The organism is Streptomyces sp. JNUCC 64, assembly GCF_054484115.1.
On record NZ_CM137015.1, the window covers coordinates 1,909,063 to 1,925,993 of the forward strand.

Genomic DNA, 16,931 nt, shown 5'->3' on the forward strand with positions numbered 1-16,931 from the left:
GGAGCGGCACCCGAAGGCCCACCGGCCCCGCACACCCTCACTCGGCGTCACGACCCGGGCCGCCCGGGGGAGCGGAGCGACGCCACGGACACGGCGCGGCACACGGCCCCGGGCACGGACGAGGGGGCGGGCCGCGCGGCCACCGACCCCCGGAACCCACCCGCCGGTCACTCACCGTGATCAGCGAGGCGGCGGGGCATCGCGGCACCCCGCCCGGAGGGAGGCCGGGCCTCCCTCCGGACGGCCCGGGCGCCGACCGGGGCCGCTCCGGCGCACCGGTCCGGCGCACCGGGACACCGTAGCCGCCGGTCCGGAGCGACCACCGACCGGGGCGTCCCGCCCACCGACCCTCCCGGGTGACAGACTGGCCCCACGACGGCACCGCCGGGACCCCACCGCGCCCCCGGGCCCGCGACCTCCCACCGGGAACCCCGGAAGCCCCTGGCGCGGGTCCGCACACTCTGACGTCGGCCATACACCCGGGCACCTGATCGCGTAAGGCGCTCCTTGTTTTTTCACTCGAACGTGTGTTTGGCGCAACCTTTCGAAAGCAACTACCGTTGGCTAGCTAGGGAGAACATCCGAGAGGGGCTGCCGACATGACCACCACCGCAGACAGCGTCACCATCACCACCCACGACCGTGTCCAGGGCCGACTGGAGTCGGTGCACGCCCTGACGGACCCGGCCACGAACGCGGAGGGCCCCAAGCCCACACGCTCCCTGCCGGGACGTCCTCCCGGCATCCGCGCGGACAGTTCGGGGCTCACCGACCGCCAGCGCCGGGTCATCGAAGTCATCAGGGACTCGGTGCAGCGGCGGGGCTACCCCCCGTCCATGCGGGAGATCGGCCAGGCCGTCGGGCTGTCCAGCACCTCCTCCGTGGCGCACCAGCTGATGGCGCTGGAGCGCAAGGGCTTCCTCCGCCGTGACCCGCACCGTCCGCGCGCCTACGAGGTGCGCGGCTCCGACCAGCCCACCAGCCAGCCCGCCGACACCGCGGGCAAGCCCGCCGCCTCCTACGTACCGCTGGTGGGCCGGATCGCCGCCGGTGGCCCGATCCTGGCGGAGGAGTCCGTCGAGGACGTCTTCCCGCTCCCCCGGCAGCTCGTGGGCGACGGTGAGCTGTTCGTGCTCAAGGTCGTCGGCGACTCCATGATCGAGGCCGCGATCTGCGACGGCGACTGGGTCACCGTCCGCCGTCAGCCGGTCGCGGAGAACGGCGACATCGTGGCCGCCATGCTGGACGGCGAGGCCACGGTCAAGCGCTTCAAGCGGGAGGACGGCCATGTCTGGCTGCTCCCCCACAACGCCGCGTACCAGCCGATCCCCGGCGACGAGGCGACCATCCTCGGCAAGGTCGTGGCCGTGCTCCGCCGCGTCTGAGCCCATCGCCCGTTTCCCGTAGGTCGCTCCCCCGTTCCCGGACGTGCGAACACGTTCGAACGGTGCGACCGCTCCCCCTGGCCGACCCCGGAACCTCCTGCGCCTGGTTCCGGGGTCTGTTCATGCCTCCGGGGTGTCCGTCCGGTGCCGGACGGTCAGACGGCCGCTCCGTCGCCGTCCGCTTCCCCGTCGCCGTCCGCGTCCTCGCGCTGCCGGGCCGCCGCGTCGATCGCCGCCAGGGAACGGCGGACCTGCCCCGGATCCGTGGTGGACCAGAAGTCCGGGAGCGACGCCTTCAGATAACTCCCGTAGCGGGCCGTGGCCAGCCGGGAGTCGAGGACCGCGACCACGCCCCGGTCCCCCGAGGCCCGCACCAGGCGGCCCGCTCCCTGGGCCATCAGCAGCGCCGCGTGGGTCGCGGCCACCGCCATGAAGCCGTTGCCGCCCGCCTCCTCGACCGCCTTCTGCCGGGCGCTCATCAGTGGATCGTCCGGGCGCGGGAACGGGATCTTGTCCATGACCACCAGCTGACAGCTCGCCCCCGGGACGTCCACGCCCTGCCAGAGCGACAGGGTGCCGAAGAGACAGGTCCTCGGGTCGGCCGCGAAGTTCTTGATCAGCTCCCCCAGCGTCTCCTCGCCCTGGAGCAGGATCGGGTACTCGGGGATGCGCGAGCGGAGCTCCTCGGCGGCGTTCTGGGCGGCGCGCATGGACGAGAAGAGGCCCAGGGTGCGCCCCCCGGCGGCCTGGATCAGCTCGGTCAGCTCGTCCAGCATGTCCCCCCGGTCCCCGTCCCGGGCCGGGCGGGCCAGCTGCCGGGCCACGTAGAGGATGCCCTGCCGGGGGTAGTCGAACGGCGAGCCGACGTCCACCCCCTTCCACACCGGCCGCTCCTCGTCCCCGGGCACGGCCGTGCCCTCCGGGGCGAGCCCGAGCGAGGCGCCCACCCCGTTGAAGTCGCCGCCCAGCTTGAGCGTGGCCGAGGTCAGGGTCACCGAGCGGTCCGCGAAGAGCTTCTCCCGCAGCAGCCCGGACACGGACAGCGGCGCCACCCTGAGCGAGGCGCCGAAGCGGTCGTGCCGCTCGTACCAGACGACGTCGTACTCGGAGCCCAGGGTGATGCGCTCCGCGACCGCGTGCACCGTCTCCAGGGAGGCGAGGGCCTGCTTGCGCACGGCGTCCTCGTCCTGCACCGACTTGTCACGGGTCGCGCCGAGCGCCGCGATGACGTTGCGGGCCGCGTCGCGCAGCGCCAGCAGGGCGTAGCCGAGGTCCTCGGGAACCTCTTCCAGCCGCCCCGGCAGCGCCAGCTCCATCAGCCGTTCGAAGCCCTCGGCGGCGGTCTGGAGCTGGTCGGCGATCTTCTCGTTGACCAGCTTGGCGGAGCGTCGCACCGCGCGGTTGACCTGCCCGGAGGTCAGCTCGCCGGTGGCCACTCCGGTGACCCGGGAGACCAGCTCATGGGCCTCGTCCACGATCAGCACCTCGTGCTGCGGCAGCACCGGGGCGCCCTCGATGGCGTCGATCGCGAGCAGCGCGTGGTTGGTGACGACGACGTCCGCGAGCTTCGCCTGCTCCCTGGCCATCTCGGCGAAGCACTCCGCGCCGTACGCGCAGCGCGTGGCGCCCAGGCACTCCCGGGAGGAGACCGTCACCTGGGCCCAGGCCCGGTCGGAGACCCCCGGGGTGAGGTCGTCGCGGTCCCCGGTCTCCGTCTCGCCGGACCAGTCCCGCAGCCGCAGCAGGTCCTGACCGAGCTTGCTGGACGGGGCGGCCGCCTCGAACTGGTCGAAGAGCCCCTCCTCCTCGTCCTGGGGCATCCCCTCGTGGAGCCGGTGCAGACAGAGGTAGTTGGACCGGCCCTTGAGCATCGCGAACTGGGGGCGGCGGCGCAGCAGCGGGTGCAGCGCGTCGACCGTGCGGGGCAGGTCCCGCTCCACCAGCTGGCGCTGGAGCGCGAGGGTCGCCGTGGCCACCACGACGCGCTCCCCGTGGGCGAGCGCCGGTACCAGGTAGCCGAGGGACTTCCCGGTGCCCGTGCCCGCCTGGACCAGCAGATGGGTGCCGTCGTCGATGGCCTCGGCCACCGCTTCGGCCATGGTCACCTGACCGGGGCGTTCCGTTCCGCCGACGGCGGCGACGGCGGCGTGCAGGAGCTCGGGGAGAGAGGACTTGGTCATAGGCCGTCCACCCTAGTCCGTGGGGGTGACAGCGGGCGGCCGGACGGAGCGCCCGCCGGGCCCGGGCGCGCCGGTCGCCCGGACGGGGTCCCGGGGGCGGTCACGGGGCGTGGAGGGGGTTGGGCACGGTGCCGTGCACGGCCGCGTGCGGGCGCTCGGCGCGGTCCCGGTAACCGTCCAGGTGGAGACGGTTGCGGTTGAGGCAGAGCCGGGCGATCTCCGGGGTCAGCAGGTCGAACGCCTCGTACCGTTCCTTCAGCTCGGGGAAGCGGGCGTGGTGCCGCAGGACCTCGGCGCGGACCAGCGCCCAGAAGTCCCGCTCGGCCACTCCCAGCTGCTGCTCGCACAGCGGGGCCAGATAGCGGAAGACCCCGATGAAGAGCCCCGAGTGGATGAACTGGGTGAGGAACCCGGGCGGCTCGGTCAGCAGCACCTCGCGGACCTCGTCGGGCATCGAGGCGTGTTCGGGCAGTCGCCCGGAGCTGACGTTGACGTCGTCCACGAAGTCCTTCACGGCGAGCCGCACCGGGACGTCCCGGTCGTCGAAGACCACGATGGTGTTCTCGCCGTGCGGTGAGAAAACGGTTCCGTACTTGTAGAGGAAGCGGAGCAGCGGGGGCAGCAGCGCCGCGAAGAGGTGGCGCAGCCAGACGTCGGGACGCAGTCCGGAGCGGGCGACGAGTTCGGCGGTGAAGGACCGGCCGTCGGGGTCCACGTGGAGCAGGGCGGCGAGGGTGCGGGCCCGCTCCCCCGGCGCGAGGTGGCGTCCCACGGGCTCCCGCCAGATCGCCCCCAGCAGTTCCTTGTACTGGTACGGGACCTCCCGGAGGGTGTCGTAGACGGGGTGCTCGACGGTGACCGAGGCGATCTCGCCCAGCAGGACGACCCGGCACTCCTCGCGCAGGAAGGGGTCCGCGTCCCGCAGGCCCAGCATCCAGCCGGTGACGGAGGGGGCGGCCAGGGTGCGCTCGGTGGGCAGTCCCCGCCAGACCAGGGTGTTGAGCACCGACAGCGGCAGTTTGACGGTGTGGCGCTCGGGACGGCTGAGGTTGAGGAAGGTGCGGATGGACTGCTGGGGCAGCCGCTGGTCGCCGTCGCTGGGCAGCGGGACGATCGCGCCGGCCGCCACGGAGGGCGCGAACAGCGGGAGCACGATGTCGTCCCACTGCCAGGGGTGGACGGGCAGGTAGAGGTAGTCGGCGGGGTCGGCGCCCCGGGCCCGCAGGACCCCGGCGAACCGTTCGCGGGTCCCGGCGTCGAGTTCGAGGGCGTACAGGTCGTCGGAGGCGTCGAGGCCGTGGACGCCCCGGTAGGTCGCGAGGTCGGTGTGGACGGCGATCCAGGGCAGGACGGCCGGGAGGCGGGCCTCGGGGGCCCAGCGCGCCGAGTCGGAGGCGGAGAAGCCGAGGCGGCCCTTGTTGAGGACCAGCCAGGGGTGGCCGGTCTGGTGGCCTTCCAGCTCGGCGTAGGAGAGGTCGGCGAGGGCCGCGGCGGGGACGGCCGTGTGGTCGAGGCGGGCCTCTGCGGCGAGGGTCGCGGTCAGTTCCCTGATGACGTGGCCGAGGGTGGCGCCGTCGATGCCGAGGGTGCGGCGGGCGCGGGCGAGGAACTCCAGCGGGTCGCCGAAGGCGCGGGGCCAGGCGCCCGCGTCGGTGAGGGTGATGGTCTCGGGGTCCACGTGCCAGCCGCCGTAGGCGTGGCGGCGCGCGTGGAAGGTGAGGTGGCTGGAGGGGGCGTCCAGGACGAGGGTGTGGGGGGCGAGGTCACGGGCCCGGTCCGGGAGCGGACAGAGGGGGTCGTCCGCCGGGTCGGCCCCGGTGCGGTCGGCGGGGGCCGTGGCGTCCTCCGGGGCGCCGCCGGGGGCGTGCGGCACGGCGCCCGGGGTGTGCGGGGGGCGGGTGGTGGCGCGCGGGGGCGCGGGACGGGTGTCCCAGGGGTCCGGAGGCGCGGCGCACGGGTCCCCGGCGGGGGCGTACGGGCCCGCCGGGGAGGGGTGGGGGCCGCTCGCGGTTCCCGGCCGGGTGGGCGCGGGGGCGGCCCGGACGACCGGGTCCCGGCCGGGCACCGGGGTGATGATCTCCTCGTAGGCGAACTCCGCGAGCATCTTGGCGAGCAGGCGACGGCCCGCCCGGTCCCAGTTCTCGCGGGTCAGCTCATGGGGGACGGACGGTGTGGCGGGGTCGCCGGAGGTATGTCCGGCGGACGGACTCGGCACGGGTACTCCTCGGGTCGGGCGGTGTGCTCGGTGGGCGGGGTCATGACGGAACGCGCGGGTCCCGGTCCCGGATCATCAGCGCGGCCCGTTTCCCGGGCAGGGCCAGCTCGGCGGCGGACCGGAAGCCCGCGCGCCGGAAGGCGGCGAGGGAGGGGGCGTTGCGCAGGTCCGGCTCCGCGACGACACGGGCGCAGGAGGGGAGGTGGTCGAGGATCAGCCCGGCGACGGCGCCGAGCAGCAGGGAGCCGAGGCCGCGGCCCCGGCGGTGGGCCCCGCCGACGAGGAGGTGCACACCGGTGTCGTGGGGCCGGGCGGGGTAGTGGCGGGCCAGGGGGTCGAGGTCCGCCCGGTAGACCTCCCAGTAGCTGACGGGGGTGCCGTCGAGCAGCCCGAGGCAGGGGGCGCTCCGTCCGTCGCCGTCGAGCTGGGGGCGCAGGTGCCGCTCGGTGACCGACGGCGGCCCGGACAGTTCCCAGAAGGCCGCCACCTCGGGCTCGTTCATCCAGTCGGTGATCAGCGGGAGGTCCCGGGCGAGCGAGACGGGCAGCAGCCGGAAGGTCCCGACGGGGGTGGTGACGGGAGCCCAGCGGGTGATGTCGTCCAGGAGGCCGACGGGCGGGGGCGGGGGCGCGGACGGGCGGGGCCCGGGGGCTACGGGTGCGGACGGTCGGGACCCGGCCGTGGACACGGGCACCTCCGGACCGGCAGGTCCGGATCCGGGGTCGCCAGGTCCGGGTCCGGCGGCGGGGGCTGGCCCGGAGGCGGGGCGTCCCGCCGGGGCGGGTGGGGCCTGCCGTCCGGTGCCGGACCACGGGGCGGGGTCCGCGCCGTACGGCGCGGCGGTGGGGGCCCCGGGGCCGGTACCGGTGGGGGTGGGGGGAGGCACGGAGGCGTCCTCTCGGGGTGCGCGGCGCGCCGACCCCCGCTGGGGAGGGCCGGCGCGCGGGTTCCTCAGGAGTGGAGGGGGTTGGCGATGGTGACGTAGACGGACTGGGTGTCGACGGGGCCGACGAGTTCGTCCAGGCCGCGCAGCCGGGTCAGGAGGTTGCCCTTGCAGCGCAGGACGGGGGTGTCGAGCAATTGCGCGGGCAGGGCGGAGCGCAGCCGTCCGGGTCCGGTGGCGGCCTCGGTGAGGAAGCCCTTCAGGACGGTGAGCAGGAGGCGTTCGTCGGCGAGGCGCTGCGAGCCGAAGGCGCCGATCAGGCCGAGGACGTTGTTGATGGCGAGGTAGTAGGCGAAGCGTTCGTCGGTGACCTCGTCGGAGACGAAGGTGTCGCTGTGCTCGCCGATGCCGGGCAGCCGCCGTTCCAGGGCCGCGCGGTGGGACTCCCGGAAGTAGTAGCCCTGGTTGTCCCGGTAGCGGCCGCCGACAGGCCAGCCGTCCCGGTCGAGGAGCAGCACGGTGTTCTGCTGGTGGGCCTCCAGCGCGACGCCCGCCTCGCCGTCGAGCCAGAGCACCGGGCGCACCACCTGGTGGAGGTAGCGCAGGAACCACTCGGCGGCGATCGCCCCGCGCGCGCGTCCGGTGCGTCCGGCGAGGCGGGTGACGATCTCGCTGAGCCGGGAGCGCATGGGGGTGGTGGCGGCCGGGGAGCCGTGCCCGGCGGGACGACGCCCGGCGGCGGGCCGGGGGGAGACGAGGCCCGCCACGCACACGGCGTCGGCCCCGTCGGTGAAGGGGTTGTGACGGATCATCACGTCGAGGCCGGGGACGTGCCGCCCGTCGGCTGCGGTGACGGCCAGCCAGGCCGGGTCGCGGACGATGTCGAAGCCGGGGTGGACGGCCCGCCACTCGTCCGCGAGGCCCCGGCCCAGCAGCCGGTGCACCTCGACCCCGCGGTGCAGTTCCTTGCGGAGGTTCTCCCGGCGGGAGTTGGTGATCCGCAGTCCGAGGGAGAGCTTGAGCATGGCGGGCGCGCCGGGCCGGTAGAGGGTCCGCACGGAGGAGGTGGGGTACCAGTGGGGGCCGTGGGCACCGAGCGGACGCAGCAGCCCCGCGTCGAGGAGTTCACGGGTGTCGGGCCTAAGCGCCAGCTCATGGGTCTGCCAGGGGTGCAGGGGCAGCGCGGCGTAGCCGTCGGGGAGGGGCAGGGGCCCGGCGGCGAGACGGGCGGTGAGTCCGGCGGCGGACACCGTCCCGCCGTGTTCCGTCCACGCCGAGTCCTGGGCGAGCAGGGAGGGGGCCACGGCGAGCCAGTGGAGCGGGAAGGAGCCGCGCGACTCGGGCGAGTAGCGGTCGGACTCGGCGTCCGAGAGGCCCTCGCGGCTCTTGGGGGTGGGGTGCAGGGGGTGGCCGAGGAGCAGGGCCTGTTCACCGGAGAGGAAGGGGTCGGGGCCGTCCTCGGGGTGGCGCCGCCGGTCGGTGAGGAACGTGGTGGTGCGGCGGACCGAGTCGGCGACCCGTCCGACGAGGTCGCCCCCGTCGTCCTGGGCGCCGCCCTCCCGGCCGAGCAGGGCGGCCAGGGTGACCGCGTCCAGCGGGGGCGCGGACTCCGGGGCGCCCTCGACGTAGGGCGGGCCGAAGCGGTGCCAGCCGGTGACGGACCAGTACTGCACGGGGACCAGCAGGGTGAGGGCGCTGGCGCGCAGCACCAGGCGCAGGGTGCCCCGTTCGGGGGCGGGGAGGTCGTTCTCCCGGACCCAGCAGCGGAGGAGGTTCTCCACGGCGGCGGCCTGGGCGGCGGTGCGCGGATCGGGGTGGTCGAGCAGATCGGCGGTGGCACCGCGCAGTCGTTCGGCGTCGCGGCTTCCTCCCTTCTGCCGGGGGACCGTACCGGGCTCCGTCTCCAGCGGGGGCTGCGCGGCGCACAGGCCCCGCGTCGGGGGGTGGGGACGGCGGTCGGGTGCGGGGGTGGCGTTCAACAGGGCTTCCTTGGGGGGTTGTCCGGCCCGTGGGGTGACGGGCCGGGTCGTTCGTCGTTCTTGTCGCTCGCTGTTCCGGTCGCTGCCGCGACTCGTGTCGCTCGGCCGCGCGGATGGCCGTGCTGTTCGTGCTGTGCGGGGGTCGTGCTGTTCGTGCTGTGCGGATCGCTCCGGTTCCCGGCGGGGCCGGGTGCTGGCGGGGTCCGGTTTCCGGCCGGGCCGGAACCGGTCGCGACGGGGAGCCGGACCGCTGCCCGGGGCCGGGCCCACGGAGGGGCGCGGTCCGGGTGGTGGATGGCCCGGTGTCCGGTGGGAGGCCGGTGCCGGGCGTGACTCGGGGAGACCGGGTGCGCGGGTCCGTGCTCCGGGAGGCCGCGTCCCGAAGGGGCGGGCCGTCAGGGGACGGGGCGCTCCCGGGCACGGGGGTCCCGGGGGCGGGACCTCACTGGGTGGGGTGGTGGGCGCGGACCGTGGTGAGGACGGCGTCGGTCAGCCGGTCGAGGACGGCGGACGCCTGTTCGTCGGTGAGGGTGAGCGGGGGCAGCAGCCGCAGCACGCTGGAGTCCCGGCCGCCGAGTTCGACGATGAGCCCGCGCTGGAGACAGGCGCGCTGGACGGCCGCGGCGAGGGCGGGGGCGGCGGGCGGCGGTCCGGGGGCGGTGAGCACCTCGGCCGTGGGGTCGACGAGTTCCACCCCGATCATCAGCCCGCGCCCCCGTACGTCCCCGACCCAGGGACACTCGGCGGCCAGCGCCCGGAGCTGGCCGAGCATCCGGGCGCCGAGCACGTCCGCGCGCTCGGCGAGGCCGTTCTCCCGGACGTAGGCAAGGGTGGCCGTTCCCGCGGCCATGGCCAGTTGGTTGCCCCGGAAGGTCCCGGCGTGGGCGCCCGGCCGCCAGACGTCGAGGTCGTCGCGGTAGACGATGACGGCGAGCGGCAGGCTCCCGCCGATCGCCTTGGACATGACCATGATGTCGGGGACGACTCCGCTGTGTTCCACGGCCCAGAAGGCACCGGTGCGTCCGACGCCGGTCTGGACCTCGTCGACGATCAGCGGGATGTCCCGGTCCTCGGTGAGGATCCGCATCCGGCGCAGCCAGTCGTCGGGGGCGGGGATGACGCCGCCCTCGCCCTGGACGGGTTCGAGGATCATGGCGGCCGGGTGCGGCACCCCGGACTTGGGGTCGTCGAGGAGCGACTCGGTCCAGCGCGCGGAGAGTTCGGCGCCGCGCGGGCCCCCGGCGCCGAAGGGGCAGCGGTAGTCCTGGGGGTACGGCAGTCTGGTGACCCGGACCTCCCGCGCTCCCCCGGAGATGTCCAGCGCCCCCGCCGTCATGCCGTGGTACGCGCCGGTGAAGGCGAGGAGGCCCTCGCGTCCGGTGGCGGTGCGGGCGAGCTTGAGGGCGGCCTCGACGGCGTCGGTTCCGGCCGGTCCGCAGAACTGGACCCGGGAGCGGGCGGCCAGCGCGGGGGGCAGGGTGCGGAACAGTTCGGTGGTGAAGGCGTCCTTGACGGGGGTGGCGAGGTCGAGGACGTGCAGGGGCGCGCCGGAGTCGAGGACGCCTCTGATGGCCTCCAGGACGACGGGGTGGTTGTGGCCGAGGGCGAGGGTGCCGGCTCCGGAGAGACAGTCGAGGTAGCGGCGTCCGTCGGCGCCCTCGATGGTGAGCCCCCGGGCGCGCACGGGCACGATCGGCAGGGCACGGGCGTAGGTGCGCGCCGCCGACTCCCGGGTGGACTGGCGGTGCAGGATTCCCTCGTGCGCGATGGTCACCGCCGAGGGCGCCGGCTCGGTCACGGCCACGACTGTCGTTCCTCCCGCGAGGTCGGGGCCGACGCCCGTTCGCTGGGGCGGGGCGGCCCGGGGACACGGCGGTCGGCGTCCCCCGTACGTACCAACGACGGGAGGTGCCGGGGATCACGGGGCAATCCGAAGATCCTTGCCGCCGTGTTCCCCGCGTTCCCCGTGTCGCCGGTGTTCCCCGGCGGGACGGCGTCCCGGGCCCGGGCAGTGGGTCGGGCCCGGACAGTGGGTCGGCTCCCTGGTGCGCGGGAGGGGGTGGTTCCTGGCGACGGGCCCACCTCAGGAGAAGCGGTCCCGGACGGCGGGCCGGTCCCTGCGGCAAGCGGCTCCGGGCGGCCGGGTCCGGGGGGCGGGAGGCCGCTCCCCGGCACGGGTGCCGGGACGTCCGTCGGGCCGGGGACCGGAGCGGGGAGCGGGCCGGTCAGCCGTTCTGGAGGCCGTCGCGGGATCCGTCGTCCTCCGGTGTGCGGTTCCGGGTTCCCGGTGCGCCCCGGGAACCGCCCCGCAGACCCGTCACCCGTCGTTCGTGTGCCGTGCGCTCGGCGAGTTCGTCCTGGTCCGGTCGGCGGGGCAGCCCCCTGCCGTGGCCGGAGTACGGGTCGCCCTCCACGTCCCGGTTGGACTTGTGGTGATGTGCCATGTCCGGCCTCCTCACGCGTCCGCGCCGCGACCCGGGCCCGGCGGGCCCGCCTCGGGAGGGATCCGTCCCGGCGCCGGACGGCGGCGTCGGCGGGGCGGTCCTCCGGTACGGCGGCGGTTTCCTTCCACCCAAGCGCGGGGCCGGGCACTCCGCAAGCGGGCGGGCCGTCGGCCCCGTCCATGGCCGCGCGCGGCGAGCGGGGACGTCCGTCACCGCTCGCTCGGGGCGGGCCCGTGGGCGTTCACCAGGAGGGTTCCCGCCGTGGACCTCCGCGCCCCGGGACACCGGGACGTCCGCTCAGCGGCCGGACGGTGCCGCCTCCCGGGCTCCCGGCTCCGGTGCGTCGCGTGCCTCGGGTGCGAGGACGAGGCGGAGACGGCTCACGCCCTCCCGCCACTGGGGGCCGCTGGACGTCTCGTCCCAGAGTTCGGCGAGTTCCGACTCCCCGGCCAGCACCCGGTCGAGCGCTTCGACGGCGAGCGGGCGGAGGTCGTCCGCGAAGACCGGGAGGGCCTCCTCGGGGCCGTAGCTCGTGCGCACCGGTTCACCGCCCGGGCACCCCGCCGCTATGAGGGCGGCGGCCGCGACGGCCACCTCCCCGTACCAGCTGTCGAGGAACTCCGAGACCGGGGTGCGGGCGACGCGGACGAGTTTCGCCCGCAGCAGGGCCTCGCGTTCGTCGCGGGCCGTCGCGTCCACGTCGGAACCGAAGTCCGCGGCCGCGTCGTTCTCGAAGGGGCCGATGTCCCAAGTCCCCATGGTGCGCTCCTCGTGTCGGTGTGTGGATGATCCTCGCACCGACCACTGACAACGGGCCCCGCCGCGCGCCTCCCCGGCCGGAGCACCGGCCGCAGGCCAGGTCAGACGGCTGTATCCGAACCGTTGCCGTTCCGTGGGTCCTCCCGTACGGGGTCGGCATAGTGTGGGGAAGCCGTTCGGCCGGAAGGGCCGGGTGGCGCCGTGTTCTCGGCGCCCCGCCCGAACGGCCCCGCCGGTCCCGTCCGTTGGACGGGGTGCGGCACCGGGGCCGTTCCGCCGACCGCAGTTGCCCGTCATCCCGAACCAGGGGAGTCACACCATGCGATCCATACGCCCGCTCTTCACCGCGCGCCGGGGAGGGAGCGCGCGCCGCAGACGCCCGGTGACGGCCGCGGTCGCGCTCGGCGCGGCCCTCGCCCTCACGACCACGGCGTGCGGCAACGGGGACGACACCGCGGGTGGCGAGCGGACGGCGCAGACGACCCCGGCCGACGACGGCAAGATCCAGATCCCCGACGACATCAAGAACCGTCTCAAGGACCACGGGATCGACCTGGACAAGTGGCGGGACGGGGAGTGGAAGAACTGGGACAAGGACACCTGGCTGCGTGAGGCCCAGGACTTCGTCAACCCCATCATCGACGGTCTGTGGGACGAGGACCGGATGCGGGACGCCGAGCAGCCCGACCAGGGCGTCGAGGAGAGCGACATCTCCGACGACCAGGGCGTGACCGACCCGACGCCCCGGAAGGTGGAGGCCCAGGCGGTCGCCGCCCCGTACCAGTCGGGCGCGGCCGAGGCGGGCAAGGTGTTCTTCGACGGTCCGGACGGCTCGATGGTCTGTTCCGCGACGGTCGTGAAGGACCCGGCGAACCCCGGCAAGTCCAATCTGGTGTGGACGGCGGGGCACTGCGTGCACGCGGGCGAGAAGGGCGGCTGGTTCCGGAACATCGCGTTCGTGCCGTCCTACAACGGCGAGGGCAAGTCGGCGGCCGAGCTGGAGAACGCGTCCCGGGAGGACGTCGCCCCGCTCGGTGTGTGGTGGTCCAACTGGGCGCAGACCTCGACGCAGTGGATCGAGCAGGGCGGCCCGACCGGGGGCGCGGGCGCTCCCTACGACTTCGCCGTGCTGCATGTGACGCCCGAGGGCGGCGGCGACGGCAAGTCGCTGGAGGAGACGGTGGGCGCGGCGCTGCCGGTGGACTTCGACGCCCCGGCGATGGCGGAGATCGAGACCGTGACGGCGAAGGGCTATCCGGCGGCGGAGCCCTTCGACGGACAGCGGATGTTCCAGTGCCCGGACAAGCCGGGGCGGCTCTCCCTGGAGGCGGACGCGCCGACGATGTACCGGATCGGCTGCACCATGACCAGCGGTTCCTCCGGGGGCGGCTGGGTCGCCAAGGGCTCGGACGGTCAGCCCGCGCTGATCTCCAACACCTCGATCGGCCCGGTGACGTCCGGCTGGCTGGCGGGTCCCCATCTGGGGGCCGAGGCGAAGGGCATCTACGAAGCGGTGAGCAAGAAGTTCGCCGGGCGGTAGCCGCCGGGCGATGACCCGGGACGCCAGCGTGCCCCGTTCGCCTCCTGAGGGGAGGGGAACGGGGCACGCTGATGACCGGAGCGGTACGGCCCGTCGGGCCCACCGCCGCCCTGAGGTCCTTGGGGTGGACTCAGGCGGTGACGGCCCGCGCCGGACCGGCCGCGGCGACGTACGGCGCCAGTTCGGCCGCCAGTTCCTCGTGGACCCGGGCCTTGAGCAGGGTGCCCTCCGGGGTGTGCTCCTCGGAGTCCACCTCGCCCTCGGCGTGGGCGCGGGCGACCAGCTTGCCGTGGGTGTACGGCACCAGGGCCTTCACCACGACCTCGGGCCGGGGCAGTTCGGCGTCGATCAGCGCGAGGAGTTCCTCGATGCCCTCGCCGGTACGGGCGGAGACCGCGAGGGAGCGCTTCTCCACCCGCAGCAGCCGCTGGAGGACCAGCGGGTCCGCCGCGTCGGCCTTGTTGATCACCACGATCTCGGGCACCTGGGTGGCGCCCACGTCACGGATGACCTCGCGGACCGCCGCGAGCTGCTCCTCCGGGGCCGGGTGGGAACCGTCCACGACATGGAGGATGAGATCGGAGTCGCCGACCTCCTCCATGGTGGAGCGGAACGCCTCGACCAGGTGGTGGGGCAGATGCCGGACGAAGCCGACGGTGTCGGCGAGGGTGTAGACCCGGCCGCCCGGGGTCTCGGCCCGGCGCACGGTCGGGTCGAGGGTGGCGAACAGGGCGTTCTCGACCAGGACGCCCGCGCCGGTGAGCCGGTTGAGCAGCGAGGACTTCCCGGCGTTGGTATAGCCCGCGATGGCGACCGAGGGGACCTTGTTGCGCCGGCGTTCCTGGCGCTTGATCTCGCGGCCGGTCTTCATCTCCGCGATCTCCCGGCGCATCTTCGCCATCTTCTCGCGGATCCGCCGGCGGTCCGTCTCGATCTTGGTCTCACCGGGGCCTCGGGTGGCGAGGCCGCCGCCCTTGCCGCCGCCCATCTGACGGGACAGCGACTGGCCCCAGCCGCGCAGCCTGGGCAGCATGTACTGCATCTGGGCGAGCGCGACCTGCGCCTTGCCCTCACGGGACTTGGCGTGCTGGGCGAAGATGTCGAGGATCAGGGCCGTACGGTCGATGACCTTGACCTTGACGACGTCTTCCAGGTGGATCAGCTGGCCCGGGGAGAGCTCGCCGTCGCAGATGACGGTGTCGGCGCCCGACTCCACCACCAGGTCCAGCAGCTCACGGGCCTTGCCGGAGCCGATGTAGGTGGCCGCGTCGGGCTTGTCGCGGCGCTGGATCACCCCGTCCAGCACCTGGGCGCCCGCCGTCTCGGCCAGGGCGGCCAGCTCCGCGAGGGAGTTGTCCGCGTCCCGGGCCGTGCCGGAGGTCCAGACGCCGACGAGGACGACCCGCTCCAGCCGGAGCTGCCGGTACTCGACCTCGGTGACGTCCTCCAGCTCGGTGGAGAGGCCCGCGACGCGCCGCAGGGCCGCGCGGTCGGAGCGGTCGAGCTGGTCGCCGTCCCGTGCTCCGTCGATCTCGTGGCTCCAGGCGACGTCCTCTTCCATCAGGGCATCGGCCCGAAGACCCTCGGTGCTGTTCAGCGGGAAACTCTGCGTGTCCTGGGAAGGGGAAGAAGAGGAGGTCATTGGATCCTTACGTCGATGAGGGCGGTGCGGGGTCGGGGTGGGGACCCCGGCCGGACGGCGGGCACACGGGCCCGTCACTCGGGGAACGTGTGGGAGGGTCCGGAGATTCCCGGACACCGGGCCCCCACGCTCCGGACCGGGGGTTTCCTCCCGGTCCGCGGTGCCGCCGACCTGATGATGGTCGCACGGCACGGGCCGTCTCGTCACTGAGGTTTTCCTCAGTTCTCCGGCCCTTCCCGGACCGTCGGGGAAGGGCCGGGGATCATCGGGCGGCACCGGCTCCGGACGTCCGCCCCGCCTCTCGGCCAGACGCCCGCCCCGTCTCCGGACCGGCCGTGGGACCCGGTGCCGGGCCGGACACGGACCCGGACACCGGCTCCGCCGTCGGCCCGGCGGCGCTCCACTCGGGGTGGCCGGGCATCGGCGGGGTGACCCGCCCGTACAGCCAGCCGTCCAGGAAACCGCTCAGGTCCCGTCCGGCGACGGCGGAGGCCAGGTCGGCGAAGTCCCGGGTGGTGGCCGTGGAGTCACGGTGGGTGGCCGTCCAGAGGCGTTCCAGCCGCTCGAACGCGCGGTGTCCGATCTCCTGCCGCAGCGCGTACAGGACCAGGGCGGCACCGTCGTAGACGATCGGCCGGAAGATGCTGCCGCCCGGGGCGGGCGGCTCCGGGGCGGCGGGCGGCCCCGAAGCCTCCCGCCAGCCGTCGGACCTGCGGTAGGCGTCGCGCATCCGGGTGTCGAGCGACCGGTGGCCGTGTTCGTCGGCCCAGAGCGCCTCGTACCAGGTGGCGTGTCCCTCGTTGAGCCAGAGGTCCGACCAGACGCGCGGTCCGACGCTGTTCCCGAACCACTGGTGGGCGAGTTCATGGACCATGATCGACTCCACGTACCAGTCCGGGTAGCGGCCGTCCAGGAAGAGGCCGCGTGCGAACAGGCTCAGGGTCTGGGTCTCCAGCGCGAACCCGGTGTCCGCATCGGCGGCCAGCACCCCGTACGTCTCGAAGGGGTAGTCCCCGGCCTTGCCCGCCATCCAGACGAGGTGGTCGGGGGTGCGGCGCAGCCAGGGTTCCAGCGCCTCGCGGTCCCGGCGGGGGACCACGTCCCGCAGCGGCAGCCCGCGCGGTCCGGCGCGGTGCACGACGGACGAGTCGCCGATGGAGACCTGGACGAGTTCGGTGGCCATGGGGTGGACGGTGCGGAAGGTACGGGTGGTGGTGCCGTGCTGTTCCCGGACCCCGGCGGGGAGGCCGTTGGTGACGGCGGTGAGCGTGCCGGGGGTCGTCACCCGGAAGGTGAACCCGGCCTTGTCGGAGGGGTGGTCGTTGCACGGGAAGACGTGGTGGGCGCCGTCCGGCTGGGGGGCGGTCACCAGTCCGTCGGCGGTGCGGATCCAGCCCTTGGCGCCGCGCGCCGGTTCGCTGGTGTGGCGCACGGTGACGTCGAGGCGACCGCCCAAGGGGACGGGCGCGGCGGGGGTGACCACGAGGTCCTCGCCCGTGGTGGTGAACCGGGCGGGGACGCCGCCGACCTCGACCCCGCGCACCTCGCCGTCCGCGAAGTCCAGGTGGAACCGCTCCAGCCGGGCGGTGGCGAGGGCGTCGATCCGGGTGACGGCCGTCAGGGGTTCCTCCGGCGCGGTGTAGACGAGGTCCACCTCGTAGGAGTGGACGTCGTAGCCGGGGTTGCCGAGGTGCGGGAAGAGCCGGTCGCCGACGCCGAGGGGGGCGACCGGCGCGGGCGCGCCCGCGGCGACCAGGCACACGGCGGTGGCGACGGCGAGCAGCGCGCGCCCGGTCCGGGGTGCTGCGGTGCGGGCCGGGGGCCGGAAGGACGGCCGGGGAGTCCCGGTGCGGTTGATCAGCGGCATGGGCTACCGCTATCAGCGGGGGCCCGGCGGCCGGTGG

General features: G+C 74.5%; 11 protein-coding genes. 2 read left to right on the forward strand and 9 right to left on the reverse strand.

The features are described from left to right. Positions 1-599: 599 nt before the first annotated feature. The gene (gene lexA, locus ACVWNX_RS07415; protein ID WP_454413089.1) at positions 600-1,385 is read left to right on the forward strand and encodes a transcriptional repressor LexA; all 786 of its coding nucleotides are present in this window, start codon (positions 600-602) and stop codon (positions 1,383-1,385) included. A gap of 155 nt (positions 1,386-1,540) precedes the next feature. Here the strand turns inward: lexA and ACVWNX_RS07420 are convergent, their stop codons facing one another. The 7 genes from ACVWNX_RS07420 to ACVWNX_RS07450 form a co-directional block, all read right to left on the reverse strand. Beyond that, positions 1,541-3,565 carry an ATP-dependent DNA helicase gene (locus ACVWNX_RS07420; RefSeq protein ID WP_454413090.1) on the reverse strand — a complete coding sequence of 675 codons (2,025 nt, stop codon included), beginning with the start codon at positions 3,563-3,565 and terminating at the stop codon, positions 1,541-1,543. A 100-nt stretch (positions 3,566-3,665) separates the two neighbouring features. After that, positions 3,666-5,669 (reverse strand): IucA/IucC family protein, encoded by a 2,004-nt coding sequence (locus ACVWNX_RS07425; protein WP_454413091.1) that lies wholly within the window; start codon positions 5,667-5,669, stop codon positions 3,666-3,668. A gap of 151 nt (positions 5,670-5,820) precedes the next feature. Then, complete coding sequence (locus ACVWNX_RS07430) at positions 5,821-6,666, reverse strand: GNAT family N-acetyltransferase (RefSeq protein WP_454413092.1); 846 nt, start codon at positions 6,664-6,666, stop codon at positions 5,821-5,823. A gap of 65 nt (positions 6,667-6,731) precedes the next feature. Beyond that, positions 6,732-8,642 carry an IucA/IucC family protein gene (locus ACVWNX_RS07435; RefSeq protein WP_454413093.1) on the reverse strand — a complete coding sequence of 637 codons (1,911 nt, stop codon included), beginning with the start codon at positions 8,640-8,642 and terminating at the stop codon, positions 6,732-6,734. 442 nt (positions 8,643-9,084) lie between these two features. Then, positions 9,085-10,446 carry a diaminobutyrate--2-oxoglutarate transaminase family protein gene (locus ACVWNX_RS07440; RefSeq protein WP_454413094.1) on the reverse strand — a complete coding sequence of 454 codons (1,362 nt, stop codon included), beginning with the start codon at positions 10,444-10,446 and terminating at the stop codon, positions 9,085-9,087. A 421-nt stretch (positions 10,447-10,867) separates the two neighbouring features. Beyond that, positions 10,868-11,086: a hypothetical protein gene (locus ACVWNX_RS07445; protein ID WP_454413095.1), complete on the reverse strand. Its 219-nt coding sequence runs from the start codon at positions 11,084-11,086 to the stop codon at positions 10,868-10,870. Between the two features lie 297 nt (positions 11,087-11,383). Beyond that, positions 11,384-11,845 carry a DUF4259 domain-containing protein gene (locus ACVWNX_RS07450; protein WP_454413096.1) on the reverse strand — a complete coding sequence of 154 codons (462 nt, stop codon included), beginning with the start codon at positions 11,843-11,845 and terminating at the stop codon, positions 11,384-11,386. Positions 11,846-12,164: 319 nt separating this feature from the next. Between ACVWNX_RS07450 and ACVWNX_RS07455 the strand changes: the two genes are divergently transcribed. Further along, positions 12,165-13,385, forward strand: a complete 1,221-nt coding sequence (locus ACVWNX_RS07455) for a trypsin-like serine peptidase (RefSeq protein WP_454413097.1) — start codon at positions 12,165-12,167, stop codon at positions 13,383-13,385. A gap of 130 nt (positions 13,386-13,515) precedes the next feature. On the opposite strand, the gene hflX is transcribed toward ACVWNX_RS07455, so the two are convergent. Then, positions 13,516-15,027, reverse strand: coding sequence for a GTPase HflX (gene hflX / locus ACVWNX_RS07460; RefSeq protein WP_454413098.1), 1,512 nt, complete (start codon positions 15,025-15,027; stop codon positions 13,516-13,518). 262 nt (positions 15,028-15,289) lie between these two features. Continuing rightward, positions 15,290-16,894, reverse strand: a complete 1,605-nt coding sequence (locus ACVWNX_RS07465) for a M1 family metallopeptidase (RefSeq protein WP_454413099.1) — start codon at positions 16,892-16,894, stop codon at positions 15,290-15,292. Positions 16,895-16,931 lie beyond the last annotated feature (37 nt).

Coding starts and splice junctions, on each gene's coding strand:
- lexA (WP_454413089.1), top strand. CDS start 600: ATGACCACCACCGCAGACAGCGTCACCATCACCACCCACGACCGTGTC.
- ACVWNX_RS07420 (WP_454413090.1), bottom strand. CDS start 3,565: ATGACCAAGTCCTCTCTCCCCGAGCTCCTGCACGCCGCCGTCGCCGCC.
- ACVWNX_RS07425 (WP_454413091.1), bottom strand. CDS start 5,669: ATGCTCGCGGAGTTCGCCTACGAGGAGATCATCACCCCGGTGCCCGGC.
- ACVWNX_RS07445 (WP_454413095.1), bottom strand. CDS start 11,086: ATGGCACATCACCACAAGTCCAACCGGGACGTGGAGGGCGACCCGTAC.
- ACVWNX_RS07450 (WP_454413096.1), bottom strand. CDS start 11,845: ATGGGGACTTGGGACATCGGCCCCTTCGAGAACGACGCGGCCGCGGAC.
- ACVWNX_RS07455 (WP_454413097.1), top strand. CDS start 12,165: ATGCGATCCATACGCCCGCTCTTCACCGCGCGCCGGGGAGGGAGCGCG.
- hflX (WP_454413098.1), bottom strand. CDS start 15,027: ATGACCTCCTCTTCTTCCCCTTCCCAGGACACGCAGAGTTTCCCGCTG.
- ACVWNX_RS07465 (WP_454413099.1), bottom strand. CDS start 16,894: ATGCCGCTGATCAACCGCACCGGGACTCCCCGGCCGTCCTTCCGGCCC.